We start from the raw sequence: 14,934 nt of genomic DNA, 5'->3' as shown, positions 1-14,934 counted from the left end.
ATGAGCTCATCGGCAACCACCGCCACCGGTTACACCGTCAATACCCTGCGAAGCCTGATTCTGCATGGTTTGCTGCTGATTCTTTTGATATTGCTCGGTACGGGACTCTCCCTATTGCTCAGCATATTGTTGCGCGGATTCACCGTAACCGACGACCGCCAATTGGTCCTGGCCATGGCTCTAGCTCTCACCGTCATCCCCGGGCCATTGGCCTGGGCGTTGTGGGTATGGATTCGCAAAAAACTCATCAATACCAGTCCCACAGATGCCGCGGTCTGGTCCGTGCAAGGTGCTGTGCTCTACCTGATCGCACTGATCATGGCTTCCACCGCGTTACTGCAGCTGCTCTCAACGGTGGTCCTCGGAACAGCACATGACACCTGGCAAGACCATGCAGGCACCGCTGTTGGCTGGGGTCTCATCGCCGGTTGGCAGTTCACCATGTTGAAGTCAACCAAGTACGCTCCGCAGGAGCTGCCCCACCTCGCGGCGACGGTGGGCAACGCGTACGCAGTGGGGCTGACCGGGTTTTCCCTGGTCGTCGCGCTGCGCACAGCTCTGGAACTCATGTTTGTACCCGCCGATACGCTGGTGGGCCCCAGCCAGCTTCCGATTCTGCTGGAAGCGGTCATTTGGTTGCTTGGCGCAGCAGTGCTGTGGTTCTGGCATTGGAAGCTGCAGGGTGTTCAGCAGCTACGGGATCCTTTCAGTTCCATCGTGGTGATGCTGGTGGGAGTCTGCCTTGCGGCACTGGCCACGCTCCTGGCCGCCACGGCCACGCTCAACATTTTGATCCCCCTGCCCTGGGACTTCACGGACATGGCTGACCGGTTTGCCCCCTTCGGCCCGTTCGCGGTGGCCACGCTGCTGACCGGCGCGCTGATGTGGATCTACCATGATTGGCAGCTGAAGGACCGCGGGGACCAACTGAAATCCGTTGCCCGCCAAATGATCAGCGGAATTTCACTCGCATTGCTCGCCAGCGGCCTGGGAATGGTTATCAACGCACTCTTGGCCGCCCTTTCCACCCAAATGAGCACCGGCACCGCCGAATCGGTTCTACGCACCGGCATTGCCCTCACACTCGTTGGAGGACTCACCTGGGTTCGCTACTTCCGGCCCGGTGCTCCCGCAGCTCCCGGCTCCCGCCGCGTTTACCTGGTGCTCTTTTTCGGGGTCAGTGCCGTCGTAGCGCTGGTCTCCTTGCTGATTGTCGGCTATCGTGTGTTCGAAATCTTGGTGGGTGCAACGACTTCGACGGTAGGCTTGCTGGACTACATCCGCGGCCCCTTGGGTTGGCTGGTCGCGACCGCCGGGGTCTGCGCCTACCACTTTGTCTTGTGGAAATCCGATCGGGATCAATTAGCCGCAGAGCGAGCAAAGGTTTCGCAGCTCCCCCACGCCGAGGTGACAGCACCGCGCACGGTCATTGTGGTTGTTCCTCAAGGCAGCGACCGCCTGCTCTCCGCGCTGAGTAGTAACTCCGAGCTGGACGTGCGGTGGATTGCCTCCAGCGGCCCGCAATTGCCCGAAACCGTCCTGGACCAGCTTGCCTCTCACATCACCGCGACTGTAGCCACCAGCGCCACCTCGCTGCTGGCAGTGGCCGATACTGAGGGCCAGGTGAGTTTTACCGCGTTGTCCAACTAGGACTTGCCGATCAGAAACCATCTGCGGGGTCTCGACGCCGCCGCACCGCGATTGCCTACACCAAGCTACGCCGATGCAGCTATGACGTTTCGGAACCTACTGGGGTATAAAATTTGTTGATGACTCTTAGCGCTTCAGCACTCAATCCCAGTTTGTTTCCGCAGTGGCTGGAACGAAGTGCCGCCGAATACGCCGCAGACCTGGTGACCTTGGGAAACACTCCCGAGCATGCACGAGAGCAGGCCCGGCGAAGCATTTATGACAGTTTTCCCACCGGTCAGCCAACGGCCGATAACGCCGTTTTTGACCTCGTGGCAGATTCCGTGGTGGTTGGTTATGTGTGGGTTGGCCGCGACACGTCCGATGATCCCACCTCGTGGTGGGTTTGGGACCTCCTGATTGAAGCCGAGCATCGGGGCAAGGGGTACGGCAAGCAGGGTATGCGGCTGGCCGAGGACTACGCCAAATCTCAAGGTGCAGCTACACTGGGGCTGAGTGTATTCGGTTTTAATCACTCAGCCCACTCGCTCTATGAGTCCCTCGGGTACGAAACCACCAGCATCAAAATGCGAAAAACCCTGGCCTAAATCAACGCGTTGCCTCCCGTGCCGGTGCTTCACGCTCAAGGGCGCCGTAGCTGTATCCGGGCTACGATATCTAAATGAGCGAAGTATGTTTGAGTGGCCGCCTGATCTGTCAGAACTCGTCCGAATCCGGGCTGGTTGCCGAACACCTGCCACTACATACCGAGCTGACGCGGGCCGAGCCAGGGTGCATCTCTTTTGAGGTGGCCCCCTCCGATAACCCGCTGGTGTGGTTGGTTGAAGAGCGTTTCACCAACGCAGAGGCCTTTAGGAATCATCAAGCGCGTGTCGCCGGTAGCCTGTGGGGCCGGGTAACCCGTGAGATCATCCGAGACTACGAAGTAACTGGTCTGGAGAACTAAGCTCGTCTCACACCCCGGATGCCAGAAGCACGTGCTACCTTACGGGTATGGCCGTTGTGCAAGAGCCACTCAGGGCCTCCTTCTGGAGCCGGGTTCTAGCGTCACTCGTGGATTACCTTTTGATCCTCGGGTGGATGCTCGTGCTTGCACTGGCAACCGGTCTGCTGTGGCTGTCAACCGGTCGGCTATACAACTGGCTTGAGTTAGGAACCGCGGGAGCACAGCTGCTGGGATTTATGGTGCTGGTGCTTCCGGTGGGAATCTATCTCTACTCCACGGAGACTTCCACAGCTCAGGCCACGGTTGGCAAACGCTGTTTGGGGCTGCGGGTCGTTGATGCACAATCAGCTGGCCGAGTTCCAAAACAAAAAATCCTGTTGCGCACTGTTATCAAGCTCTTGCCCTGGGAAATCGCCCACTTCGCGGTTTGGAACTTTGTTAATATCGCGTCCACCGGAAGTACCGATTTTCCACTCTGGCTCTTGCTGACGGCAGTTATTGCCGATATTTTGCCACTGATTTACCTGCTCACCATGGCCATTCATCCCCAGGGGCGTGGACCCCATGATCTAGTCGCTGGCACCACGGTGATCAGGTTCCGAGTAACGCCAACGCCACCCCACCAAGAGAACCGATAAGCACCACACACCACGGTGGACATTTCCAGGACACCAGCAACACAAAACACAACAAACCTAGGGAAAAGTCTTCAGGTCCGTGCACTGCGCTGGTGAATACCGGGCTGTATAACGCGGCGGCCAAGATACCCACCACCGCGGCGTTGGCCCCGCGGATCACCGCTTGCGCCCAGGCTCGTTGTAAAAGCATATTCCACAACGGCAACACCCCCAGAAGCAACAGCAGCCCGGGAAGGAAAATCCCTGCCAGTGCTATGGCGGCGCCAAAAACACCTCCCGGGCCTACGGTAGAAATGGTTCCCAGATAGGCGGCGAAGGTGAACATCGGTCCGGGTACCGCCTGGGTGGCTCCGTAACCAGCCAAAAATTGCGACTCTGAGACCCATCCGGAAGTCACCACTGCGTCCTGCAGCAGGGGCAGAATCACGTGGCCTCCACCGAAAACCAGCGCCCCGGCCCGGTAGAACGCGTCGAACAGCAGAAGTTCGCCATGCCCCAGGGACCTGGCAAGGATTGGCAGCCCGAGAAACAGCAGGGCAAAAATTCCCAGGCAGAGGATTCCGGTGCGCCGGCTGATACCGAAAACCAGCGGCTGCTCGAACTTTTCAGCGGTGATGGAGCGAGGTTCCCGGCAGAGGAAATAGCCTGCGACCAGGCCTAGGACGATGGCCAGCAGCTGGCCAGGGGTTCCGCTCAGCAACAGTGCGCAGAGTGCGGCAATCACCGCAATCGACGCACGGGTGGCATCTGGAGTCAGGTTTCTGGCCATACCCAGTACTGCCTGGGCAATGATTGCGACCGCCACAATCTTTAGGCCGGAGATCAACCCCTGGCCAACGGTTCCGTCAAAGAGTGTGGTGCCATAAGCGAAAAGCACCATTAATACCGCTGAGGGCAGGGTGAAGGCGGCGAAGGCCGCCAGGGCCCCGCGCAGCCCTGCACTGTGCAGCCCCAATGCGAATCCAACCTGGCTGGAGGCCGGCCCCGGCAGGAATTGGCACAGTGCCACCAATTGCGCGAACTGCCGGTCGGTGACCCAGCGCCGGCGTTCACTGAGTTCACTGCGGAAGTAAGCCAGGTGCGCTATGGGCCCGCCAAAAGACATCAACCCCAGCTTGAGAAAAACGGAGAAGACTTCCCGGGCAGTTCCCCGGTGATGGTGTTGCTCAGCGGCCATGAACTCAGCCTACGCAGCGAAGGCAAATGCCAGGTAAACAGGGTTTTGCCGGCGCCTAAGGGATTAGCGGTGGATCTTCTGCCGGGTCTCCATGGCGGCAGTGGTTCCGCGCGCACCGGAGACCGAGGCCAACGCCACCGCCACGAGTGTCAGGGTGGTTCCCAGCACCGTTGCGGCGCTTACGTGACTGCCGGCGGCCGGGACCACGATGTCCAAGACCAGGGAGCCAACCAGCTGCCCGCCCACCGCGGCCAAACTCGTAATCAGCACCCCAAGATGCTTGATCACCGTCGCGGTCAGGCCCACAAAAATGCACCCCAGCAGCCCGCCAATGTAGTACCAGGGTTCGGTGGGCAGGTGTTCAAGCACGGTCCCTTGGGACAAGCGGACCACCATGACCGCGGCCAACACCACAAAACCCACCACAAAATTCACCAGGGTCGCGGCAACCACAGATCCGTAGGCCGCGGATTGCGCGCCGTTGGCGGCTCCTTGGAATCCCATCAGCATACCCACCACGATGGCAAAACCCATGGGCAGAAGTTCACCGGAAATATCCGTCCCGGCGGCGCCTGGGTTGACCGCCCACACCACCCCGACGATGGTCAGCACCACGCCGATCACTCGCATCAGGTTGATCTTGCGCGGCACGGCCCCGCCAAATCCCACCCGGTCCATGACCATGGAACCGATTGACTGCCCGGTCACCAGGCAAACGGTAAACAGGGCCACCCCGATCAACGGCACCGTCGCTGACTGGCTGAAAACAATCAGCGCGCCAACGGCCCCGGCCGCCAAATACCAGCGTGGAAACCGCCGTTCGCGCAGAACTGCAGGGACCCGCCGTACGCTGCGGCGCGCGTTTGGCGCCAGCAGCGCGGTGAGGATCAAGGCAATCATGCCGATCCCGAAGCTGAAGGTCGACGCGGCGATCGGGTCCCCCAGCTGTGAGGCCAGTGCCCCGTTGATACGCGACTGGATGGACAGCAGCAGGCCGGAAACGACGCTGAGCATGATCAGGAAAAATGTGCCGCCGGTGCGAACCGGAGACACCGTGGTGCGGGAGGTCAAAAGACAGCTTTCGTACAGAAAATTTTGGAAGAAGTTTTCGGGAATGGAAAAACCGCAACGGGACCTGCATGATAGGTCCCGTTGCGGTGTTCTCCGGCTAGCGTGCGGCGTCGCTGGCCATCACGTGGGTTGTTGAGATGACCGTTGCCTGCTCCACGCTGGCTAACGCGTCAACCAGCGAGGACAACACAAACATCGAGGAATCGACCTCGAGTTTCACCGGGTATTGGTACACCAGCATGGCGACCATGTCGCGCACCGCTTCGGCTACCTCGTCGTCGCTGAAGGCCGGGTTGTGGCCAACCAAAACGTCCGAGGGTGCGTTCTCGCGCGCCGGAATGTAGCTGACGGCAAAAGCCAGCGGCACCCCGCCCTCGGATTTGGGTTTGTCGCGCAGCACCAGTGCCCCTTGGGCCCCGGTGTTCTCATCGAGCAGCATCCGCTGGGCCGAGCCCACGGTCATGGCCGCCGGATCCCAGTCGGCGTGCACCGCATTGTAGAAGTCCATCACCAGTTTGGTCAGCTCCACGCTGCCGGTAGACAGTTCCTCAATGACGCGGTCATTGGTGTCGAACACCGGTTCCGCCAGGGCTCCTGGTTCCAGGATGACATCCCGGGAAACCTGGATCTCGCCCAAGCCCAAGGCGGCGCAGAACGCCGCCGCGGCCTGCGCGCTGTCTCCTGCGGTCACGGTGTAGCGGGACTTGAGCTCGATGGTGGTCCCGGCAGGAATCAGCTCACGCAAACGCGCGACCAGTTCCCTGCCCACACCTTGACGGCGCATCTCGGGGGCAACCTCGACATACAGCCACAGCCGCTGCGGATGCAGCGAGGAGGCAAACACCACGCCTGCTCCCACCGCGACCGAATCGACCGCAGCTACCAGGGTGCGGGAGAACGGCGCGTCGCTGTTCTCCCGCAGCATGGTGCGGTCCTGGTGCGCTTGCGGGGATCGCGGATCCCCGAAGATCTGCAGCAACGCGAGGTCGTCCCCGGAACGCCAGGGGCGGAATTCCAGTACATTCATCGGGGCTTTAGGCTCCGTTCAGACGCTCGGAGAGGTAGCTCGCCACCTGATCCAGGGCGACGCGTTCCTGCGCCATGGTGTCACGCTCACGAATGGTCACGGCCTGGTCCTCAAGGGTGTCGAAGTCCACGGTGATGCAGAACGGGGTACCGATCTCATCCTGGCGGCGGTACCGACGGCCAATAGCTCCGGCGTCGTCGAAGTCGATGTTCCAGCGCTTGCGCAGCTCGTTGGCAAGGTCCTTGGCCTTTGGCGAAAGGTTCTCGTTGCGTGAGAGCGGCAACACGGCGGCCTTGACCGGTGCCAACCGCGGGTCGAGCTTGAGCACGGTGCGCTTGTCCACGCCGCCCTTGGTGTTCGGGGCTTCGTCCTCGGTGTAGGCGTCAACCAGGAATGCCATCATCGATCGGGTCAGGCCGAAGGACGGCTCGATCACGTACGGGGTGTAACGTTCGCCGGTGGCCTGGTTGAAGTAGCTCAGCTCGGCGCCCGATGCCTTGGCGTGGCTGGACAGGTCGTAGTCGGTGCGGTTGGCGACACCCATCAGCTCGCCCCACTCCGAACCCTGGAAACCAAAACGGTACTCGAAGTCGATGGTGCCCGCCGAGTAGTGAGCACGCTCATCCTCCGGCACATCGAACTGGCGCAGATTCTCTTCCTTGATGCCCAAGTCCAGGAACCAGGCCCAGCAGTCCTTAACCCACTGATCAAAGAACTTCGGCGCATCTTCAGGTGCGGTAAAGAACTCGATTTCCATCTGTTCGAACTCACGGGTACGGAAGATGAAGTTGCCCGGGGTGATTTCGTTACGGAATGCCTTGCCGACCTGTCCGATGCCGAATGGCGGCTTTTTGCGGCTGGCGGTGAGCACGTTGGCGAAGTTCACGAAGATGCCCTGTGCGGTCTCCGGGCGCATGTAGGCCAGGCCGGCCTCGGTGTCTACCGGGCCCAGGAAGGTCTTCATCAGGCCGGAGAACATCTGCGGCTCGGTGAACTGGCCCTTGGTGCCGCAGTCGGGGCAGGCGATCTCGCTCATGCCGTCCTGCGCCTTGCGGCCCTTCTTGGCCTCGAAGGCCTCAATCAGGTGATCCTGGCGGTGGCGCTTGTGGCACTGCACGCACTCAACCAGAGGGTCGGTGAAGGTGGCCACGTGGCCGGAAGCTTCCCAGACGGCCTTCGGCAGGATGATCGAGGAGTCCAGGCCCACCATGTCTTCACGGCCGCGGACGAAGTTCTGCCACCACTCGCGCTTGATGTTTTCCTTCAGCTCGGTCCCCAGGGGCCCGTAGTCCCATGCGGAGCGGGAACCGCCGTAAATTTCACCAGCCTGGAAGACGAACCCGCGACGTTTCGCGAGGGAAATGACCTGATCAAGCTTGGACTGTGGCGCCATATCAACTCCATAGGAAATTACGAGGCCGCTGGTTGCGGTCCGTAGAAAAATACATACCTTCCAAGCGTATCGTTTCAAGGCCCCTGAAACTAAGTCGCTGAAAGTAATCAGCAGGTGAACTTCCCCGCTCTTTTCCCGCCGCAGGGCAAAAGCTCCCGCCTCATGGGGAAGAATGGAGTCTATGAGTGCTTCCGATGCTTTTGATCTTGAAATCCGCGACGAGTCCATCCGCCTGGGGCAGCTGCTGAAGCTGGCCAGCCTGGCCGAGGATGGAATCCATGCCAAGGAGCTGATTTCCGAGGGCGTAGTCACCGTCAATGGACAGGTCGAAACCCGACGCGGAGCACAGATCCGTCAGGGCGACGTGGTGTGCGCCAACGGTGAATGCGTGAGGGTTTCCAGCCGCGCCTAGTGCCGGGGAGCTCGGCTCCGTCGACGAATTTCGCGTTTCGTGGTGAGTCAGCTGGCTGGGTCGTTGCCTTTCAGCGCGGCATCAGCAGCGGCTCCTGAACTCTCCTGGGATTCGCTTGCATTCGTCCATCGACTTAAGGCGTTTTCGCAGATAGGTATTCACCTATGACCGCTCGCCTAGAAAACTGCGTAGGCGTCGGTTGACAAGTTTCACCTCAGGTCAAGGCGCAAACGAGACACTTCCCCATGCCCATCGACACAAATTCGTCGACCGCAGACGCTGGAAGATGCAAACTGCTAAAAGCAAGCCACCCAGCTTCGCTGCTAGTCCGGCCGCCCCATCGGTTCGAAGCTTCTACCTAGAAACTGCCTGCTGGAAAGCAAAGGCAGCTTCAAAGTTGGTTGAAACGTGCATAACCTCCCGTCACGGCGCCACGTCCAAGGGCCCAAAAAGTCGGGTACCCATCCCAGGTAAGCTCAAAGCATGTTCGATATCGCCGCTGCCTTGGAATTGATTCCTGCGCCTAGTACTGTCGCGGAACTCGCTGGGAAATTGGTTGTTGGGCCCTGGCCACGGTCGGATGGCGAGCGACGAGAACTATTCACGCGCCTTGGATTCCAATCAAGACACCGAGATCAACTGGAAACCGGAAAATCGCCCCATCAGCTGATTGAGCTGGAGACCAATCTCGATGGACAACCGCACGGTTCTTGGAGCACCTACAAGGAACAGTTACTCGGCATAACATTTTTTCTCTATGGCAGCCAGGAACCAGGCGCCCCAATTGCTCAACATGGATTCACTGAACTACGAATCGAGCTCACCAAACTCTTCGGTAAACCTTCCCACCCGTGGGACGACGAAGAATCCCCTCCCTGCATCTGGGAATGCAACGGCCGGACGATCACTACGCATCTGTTTAACCGCCGGGACAGCGTGGTGATGTTTTCAGTGGAAGATTCGGCACTTGCTGCCGACGCCTCCGCCACGGCCTGAACCAAGTAGTCAGGCCGTGGGTACCGGCTTAGGAATCCTGCTTCAAGACTTCCCGCTTGAGGAAGGCATCAACATCTTGCAGCTCCTCCATACTGACCGAATGCGCGATTTGCGGGTAAGTCTCACTGGTCAGTTCGGTGTGCGCAGGAACCCAGCCTAGGGTGTATTCAATCTTGTCGCGGGTGATGACCGGGTCAGCCAGGTCACGCCCCCAAAACAGCGGCAGTGGATCTGCCTTGAGTTTTGCGTCGTCAAAAATCTCCAATTCCGGGGCCTCGACAGCGAAACCAGACAGCCCAACCACGGCGGATACCGCTTCGCGTTGGTAGCGAGCCAGCGAGGTGGCCATGGCCATGCCCTGCGAGAATCCAAGCAGCGTCAGAGACGAGTGCTGGGCCGCCAGCGGCTCCAGGAATTCCCAGAGGGATTTGACGCTCTGGGCAACGGATTCGACGGAGTAATCGATTTCCTGAGTCAGCGGGAACCAACTGAACCCGGGCCCGGCTTGCAACGGCGCGCGCACCGAGAGATAGGTGAAATCCTGCGGCAAGTAGCGCGACAAACCCATGAGGTCTTCTTCATTCGAACCGTAGCCATGAAGGAACACCAACAGTGGAGTGCCGAGTCGGGATTCATCGTTGCGGGAAATCAACGCAACCGGAGCAGCTTCAGGAATAGTCATAGTAGTTCAAGCGTAGCGACCTCCGTCTCCCGGCAGTGCATCAAGTGACGCCACAAATCCTGATTACCGCCGCCCACCGACGAGTTTGAATACTGCTCGTCATGCAATGTGTTCACGCATTCCCGGTGGCGGGGGTTCTCCTTGATCAGGTTTTTTGATCAGCCTCAGGTGATTCCTCACGGACAAACCGGCAAATGCGCCCGTCGTATCCATCTTGCGCGACACTCCAGCTTTGCTGGAATGACGTCCACGGTCGTTCAACAGCCCCACCATCTCTCATGGGTTGGTCAACGGAGCGAACATGAAGCCTCATCCCGATGCACGTATTCGGCGCGGCAAACTGTTATTATCCAGGCATCGCATCCGGTCGCGCAGTTTTTTCGAATCGTTGACATAAGGTTACCAACGAGTAACAATTTAGCTTGTGGCTATTTCTTCAAGTTCAAACACCCCTGACTCCGAGAATCCCACGGTGCACCCTTGGCGCCGCTACGTAGCAATAGGTGATTCGTTCACCGAAGGTGTGGGAGACCCCGACCCGCAATCACCCCAGTCGTTTCGCGGTTGGGCTGACCGTCTGGCTCAGGAGCTAAGCCGCGGAGCCCCCGATTTCGCCTACGCCAACTTGGCGATCCGGGGCCGGCTGATCGGCCAGATCATCGAGGAGCAAATCCAGCCGACCATTAATCTGAAACCGGATTTGATTTCAATCTGCGCTGGCGGCAACGACGTCTTACGTCCGGGAGGAGATCCTGACAACATTGCCGACCAACTCGACTCCACGATTTCTCGGCTGAATTCCACCGGTGCCACAATCTTGCTGTTCACCGGGCCGGATATTCGGGACACCCCGGTGCTCGGAAGCATTCGCGGTCGCGTGGCGATCTACAACGAAAACGTACGCACCGTCGCGGCACGGTACGACGCCATCGTGGCGGATATGTGGGCCCTGCGGGAATTGCACCAACCGGCCATGTGGGCTGCCGACCGGCTGCATTTCTCACCGCTTGGCCATCAGCGGATTGCGGCGATGGCACTGGATGCGCTAAACGTCCCGCATACGCTGGACGCCAGCATTGATCCGGTTGAAGATCACCGCAGCTGGAAAGAGGCTCGCATTGAGGACCTGAACTGGGCCCGTGAGCACCTAGCCCCCTGGGTGCTGCGTCGCCTGCGCCACCAGTCTTCGGGCGATGGAATCACCGCCAAACGCCCCACCCCGATGCCGTTTGCCGACAGCGCCCCGAACGACTCGCTGGGTGCCGGTGACAGCACCCTCTGAGAACGCAAGCACAGGGCCGCGCCACCGATAACTGGTGGCGCGGCCCTATGCTTTATCCGGCTGTTAGTCCTCGTTGAAAACGAGGGTGCGCAGCACCCCTTCAAGCTGTGCGGCATCGGTCAAGAAGCCGTCATGCCCGATGGGCGACTCAATGTAGTGCACCGGTTTGGGGACGGCCAGCGACGCGGCAAGTTTCACCGACTGCTCCGGGAAGTACAAACGGTCCGAGCTCACCGCTGCCACCAGGACGTTAACCGCTTCCAGCCGGGCCAGCGCGTGGTCAAAGGATTCGTACCCGCGAGCCACGTCGTGGCTCATCAGCGCTTCGGTCAAAATCAGGTAGCTGTTCGCGTCAAAACGATTCACCAGCTTGTTTGCCTGATGATCGAGGTAGCTTTCCACCTGGTAGCGTCCGCGTTGCCCTTCGAAGGGGCCGTCCGGCACTTCGCCTTCTTGCGCCTTGCGGCCGAACCTGAATTCCAGCTCGGCCTCGGAACGGTAGGTCAGGTGCGCCAGACGTCGGGCCAACCCGAGGCCTTCATCCGGGCGCGACTGGTTCTGGTAGTAGTCTCCCCCGGCGAAATGCGGATCCAAGCGGATCGCCTGGGTCTGCACCTGCGCGAACGCAATCTGTTCGGCGCTGGCTTGCCCGGTGGAAGCCATAACCACCAGGTTCGCCACCTGCTGCGGGAACTCCACCGCATACTCCAGGGCACGCGCCCCGCCCATCGATCCACCGAGCACGGTGTGCCAACGAGTAACACCTAGCTGTGTGGCCAGTCGTTGCTCAAGGCGCACCGAATCCTTGATGGTGACAAAGGGGAACCGTGATCCCCACGCAACTCCATCCTCATCTAGCGAGGCAGGCCCCGTGGATCCATTGCAACCACCAACCATGTTGATGGAGACCACATAAAATCGGTTGGTGTCCACAGTGCGACCGGGACCAACAAAATCTTCCCACCAGCCGGCGGTCTGCGAATCCCCCTGGGAGACGTGGGCGTCTCCGGTCAGGGCATGCATCACGAGTACCGCGTTGCTGCCGTCGGCGTTCAGGGTGCCCCAGGTTTCATAGGCCAGGGTCACTTGCGGCAGATAACCGCCAAATTCAAAGGAGTACTCCCCCACGGACGCATGACGCAAAATGCCATGTGTTCCGTGGGTGAGTTCTTCGGTGTGGAGGGTATCTTCTGTAGTCACAATGGATGCCATACCTAGCGGGATTCCTGCAATTCCTTGCCTTCGAGTGCTGCCACAGCCTGGAAACCAAGCTCAAGATCAGCCAAAATATCGTTGATGTTTTCCAGTCCAACACTGAGTCGAACCAGACCCGGGCGCACACCGGCGGCCTGGCGTTCCTCTTCGGAGAGCTGCGCGTGGGTGGTGGAGGCCGGGTGGATCACCAAGGATCGGACATCACCCAGGTTCGCCACATGGGAGTGCAGCTGCAGCGCGTCGACAAACGCCTTTCCTGCTTCTACCCCACCAGGCAGTTCGAAGGCCAGCACCGAGCCGGCGCCGCGAGGTCCGTACTTGCGGCCACGCTCAAACCACGGCGAAGATTCCAGACCTGCGTAGGCGACCGTTTCCACGTCCGCACGAGCTTCCAACCAGTTCGCCACCTTGGTGGCGTTTTCCACGTGGCGTTCGATACGCAGCGAGAGGGTTTCCAGCCCCTGGGCAATCAGGAATGCGTTGAACGGAGCCGGCGCGGAGCCAAGGTCGCGGAGCAACTGCACCCGAGCCTTAAGAATGTAAGCCAGGTTCGCTCCCAGGATGCCGTTAACACCTAGGTCGCGGGCGAATACCAAACCGTTGTAGGACTCATCCGGGGTGTTGAAGCTTGGGAAACGTTCTGGGTCCTTGGCGAAGTCGAAGTTGCCCGAGTCAACAATGACACCGGCAATCGCGTTGCCATGGCCGCCGAGGAACTTGGTGGCCGAATGGATCACGATATCCGCACCCCACTCGATGGGGCGGATCAGGTACGGGGTCGCCAGGGTGCTGTCCACCAGCAACGGCACGCCAACCTCATGGGCGATGGCGGAGATCCCCTCGATGTCCAGGACGTCCTGGCGGGGGTTGGAGATGGTCTCTCCGAAGAATGCCTTGGTGTTCGGCTTGACCGCGTCACGCCACTCTTGCAGGTTATCCGGGTCGGCAACGAAGGTGACCTCGACTCCCAGCTTCTTCAGGGTGTGCTTCAGCAGATTCTGCGTTCCACCGTACAAGCTCGGGCTGGCAACCAGGTGGTCGCCGGCCTCGGCGATGTTCAAGATCGCGAAGGTGGTCGCCGCTTGCCCGGAGGACAGCAGCAACGCTCCCACCCCACCTTCAAGGTCGGCAATGCGGTTTTCCACGGCCTCGGTGGTCGGGTTGCCGATGCGGGTGTAGATCGGTTCCAATTCCTGCAGGGCAAACCGCGCGGCCGCGCTTTCAGCGGTAGGGAACACAAATGATGTGGTCTGGAAAATCGGCAGGGCACGTGCCCCGGTGACCGGATCAGGGCTCTGGCCCGCATGGATCTGACGGGTTTCAAACGACCAGTTGTTGCTCATGGCAGCCTCCAAAAGTTCTGTAACTATGGGGGTACACCACTGACACTCCACCAAGCAGAACCTCGATGAGGTTTTGCCAGAGGGGTAACCCGCGCTTGTCCTTTAAGCCGAATGACTCAAGGGCCAGGTCTTCACCCGGGGCACCCCACCGCGGTTGGAGGGTTGCCGCCCAGTAAGCCGGGGCTTGTTACTGGGACTCATGACCTGCCTCAAGTGTGCCTGAAAATCGAATATTTTGACAAGTTGACGCGGGCTTTGGAGACTCAATCGGTCATATTCACAGCAGATACCCCACCCGTCGCACAGAATTCGATGAGCGAATAATTCTTAGGATCACCTAAGTGGAGACTGGGATCACAATATTGTCATGATTGGCACATGATGAGGCTAGATCACGTTACGTACGCATGCGGCCCAGATGGGCTCTTGCCAACCGCTGAAAGAATTGCAGAGTCTCTGGGCTTGGAATTCGTCAAGGGAGGCGTGCATCCACGATTTGGAACTCGCAATGTAATTTTCCCACTCAAGCACAACCAGTACCTTGAAGTCGTCGAGGTGCTCAATCATCCAGCCAGCCTCAAGGCGCCTTTCGGCCAGGCCGTGCGCGCCCGCTCCGAACTGGGCGGCGGTTGGATGGGTTGGTGTGTCTCATTGGACGACCTCAGCGGCGCGGAGGAACGCCTGGGGCGCAAGGCTGTTCCGGGGAATCGCAAGTTCCCCGACGGCCGCGAACTCACCTGGCAGCAGATTGGAATCAAGGGCCTGATCGCAGACCCGCAGGTCCCCTACCTGCTGCGCTGGGATGACGGAACCGAAGAGCTGCACCCCTCACGAGCTCTGGAACCAACCGGTGAAATTAGCGAGATCAGCATTGCCGGGTCCCGCGACCGTGTGCTCGAATGGTTGGGCCAGCCCGAGAATGTGAATCTGGGCCCGGTCACCACCAAGTACCAGGCCCCCAACGGAACTCCGGGGATCCTTTCGGTAACCTTCGCTACGGCCAAGGGCCTGGTAGTGCTGTAGGACCGGAAAATGCACTAGCACCAAGGTAGGCGGGGACAATGGCGTCCCCACCTACCTTTGGTTTTTCCCTTGCCGCCGC

At 59.9% G+C, this 14,934-nt stretch carries 15 protein-coding genes and 1 riboswitch; of the genes, 8 read left to right on the top strand and 7 right to left on the bottom strand.

Going from position 1 to position 14,934, the window contains the following annotated elements:
- From ACIOWL_RS06480 to ACIOWL_RS06465, 4 genes are all read left to right on the top strand, one after another.
- A complete protein-coding gene (locus ACIOWL_RS06480) occupies positions 1-1,650 on the top strand; it encodes a DUF5671 domain-containing protein (protein WP_400382848.1) in 1,650 nt (549 codons plus the stop codon).
- A gap of 119 nt (positions 1,651-1,769) precedes the next feature.
- Positions 1,770-2,237, top strand: coding sequence for a GNAT family N-acetyltransferase (locus tag ACIOWL_RS06475; RefSeq protein ID WP_400382846.1), 468 nt, complete (start codon positions 1,770-1,772; stop codon positions 2,235-2,237).
- A 74-nt stretch (positions 2,238-2,311) separates the two neighbouring features.
- Positions 2,312-2,596: a putative quinol monooxygenase gene (locus ACIOWL_RS06470; protein ID WP_400382845.1), complete on the top strand. Its 285-nt coding sequence runs from the start codon at positions 2,312-2,314 to the stop codon at positions 2,594-2,596.
- Positions 2,597-2,643: 47 nt separating this feature from the next.
- Positions 2,644-3,234, top strand: coding sequence for an RDD family protein (locus tag ACIOWL_RS06465; protein WP_400382843.1), 591 nt, complete (start codon positions 2,644-2,646; stop codon positions 3,232-3,234).
- On the opposite strand, the gene chrA is transcribed toward ACIOWL_RS06465, so the two are convergent.
- From chrA to ACIOWL_RS06445, 4 genes are all read right to left on the bottom strand, one after another.
- Entirely contained in the window at positions 3,188-4,411 is a 1,224-nt protein-coding gene (gene chrA, locus ACIOWL_RS06460) for a chromate efflux transporter (protein ID WP_400382841.1), read from the bottom strand. The two genes, ACIOWL_RS06465 and chrA, sit on opposite strands and share 47 nt — an antisense overlap.
- Before the next feature lie 63 nt (positions 4,412-4,474).
- Positions 4,475-5,482, bottom strand: a complete 1,008-nt coding sequence (locus ACIOWL_RS06455) for a DMT family transporter (RefSeq protein ID WP_400382839.1) — start codon at positions 5,480-5,482, stop codon at positions 4,475-4,477.
- A 97-nt stretch (positions 5,483-5,579) separates the two neighbouring features.
- A complete protein-coding gene (locus ACIOWL_RS06450; protein ID WP_400382837.1) occupies positions 5,580-6,509 on the bottom strand; it encodes a GNAT family N-acetyltransferase in 930 nt (309 codons plus the stop codon).
- Between the two features lie 7 nt (positions 6,510-6,516).
- The gene (locus tag ACIOWL_RS06445) at positions 6,517-7,902 is read right to left on the bottom strand and encodes a glycine--tRNA ligase (protein ID WP_400382835.1); all 1,386 of its coding nucleotides are present in this window, start codon (positions 7,900-7,902) and stop codon (positions 6,517-6,519) included.
- Positions 7,903-8,083: 181 nt separating this feature from the next.
- On the opposite strand from ACIOWL_RS06445, the gene ACIOWL_RS06440 reads away from it, so the two are divergent.
- Positions 8,084-8,314, top strand: coding sequence for an RNA-binding S4 domain-containing protein (locus ACIOWL_RS06440; RefSeq protein WP_400382833.1), 231 nt, complete (start codon positions 8,084-8,086; stop codon positions 8,312-8,314).
- A gap of 483 nt (positions 8,315-8,797) precedes the next feature.
- Complete coding sequence (locus ACIOWL_RS06435; RefSeq protein WP_400382831.1) at positions 8,798-9,310, top strand: hypothetical protein; 513 nt, start codon at positions 8,798-8,800, stop codon at positions 9,308-9,310.
- Positions 9,311-9,338: 28 nt separating this feature from the next.
- Here ACIOWL_RS06435 and ACIOWL_RS06430 read toward each other — a convergent pair whose 3' ends face one another.
- A complete protein-coding gene (locus tag ACIOWL_RS06430; RefSeq protein WP_400382829.1) occupies positions 9,339-9,992 on the bottom strand; it encodes an alpha/beta hydrolase in 654 nt (217 codons plus the stop codon).
- A 430-nt stretch (positions 9,993-10,422) separates the two neighbouring features.
- Here ACIOWL_RS06430 and ACIOWL_RS06425 point away from each other — a divergent pair, with 430 nt between their 5' ends.
- Entirely contained in the window at positions 10,423-11,274 is an 852-nt protein-coding gene (locus ACIOWL_RS06425) for an SGNH/GDSL hydrolase family protein (protein WP_400383255.1), read from the top strand.
- Between the two features lie 63 nt (positions 11,275-11,337).
- Here the strand turns inward: ACIOWL_RS06425 and ACIOWL_RS06420 are convergent, their stop codons facing one another.
- Positions 11,338-12,486: a homoserine O-acetyltransferase gene (locus tag ACIOWL_RS06420; RefSeq protein ID WP_400382827.1), complete on the bottom strand. Its 1,149-nt coding sequence runs from the start codon at positions 12,484-12,486 to the stop codon at positions 11,338-11,340.
- A gap of 2 nt (positions 12,487-12,488) precedes the next feature.
- On the bottom strand, positions 12,489-13,832 hold the full coding sequence (locus ACIOWL_RS06415; RefSeq protein WP_400382825.1) for a bifunctional o-acetylhomoserine/o-acetylserine sulfhydrylase: 1,344 nt from the start codon (positions 13,830-13,832) through the stop codon (positions 12,489-12,491).
- 86 nt (positions 13,833-13,918) lie between these two features.
- A riboswitch (SAM riboswitch) is annotated at positions 13,919-14,037 on the bottom strand.
- 173 nt (positions 14,038-14,210) lie between these two features.
- Here ACIOWL_RS06415 and ACIOWL_RS06410 point away from each other — a divergent pair.
- Positions 14,211-14,855, top strand: a complete 645-nt coding sequence (locus ACIOWL_RS06410) for a VOC family protein (RefSeq protein WP_400382823.1) — start codon at positions 14,211-14,213, stop codon at positions 14,853-14,855.
- The last annotated feature ends 79 nt before the right edge of the window (positions 14,856-14,934 follow it).

The sequence above is a fragment of the Glutamicibacter sp. NPDC087344 genome (genome assembly GCF_044744225.1).
GTDB lineage: Bacteria > Actinomycetota > Actinomycetes > Actinomycetales > Micrococcaceae > Glutamicibacter.
This window is presented reverse-complemented; position numbering and strand designations above follow the sequence as displayed.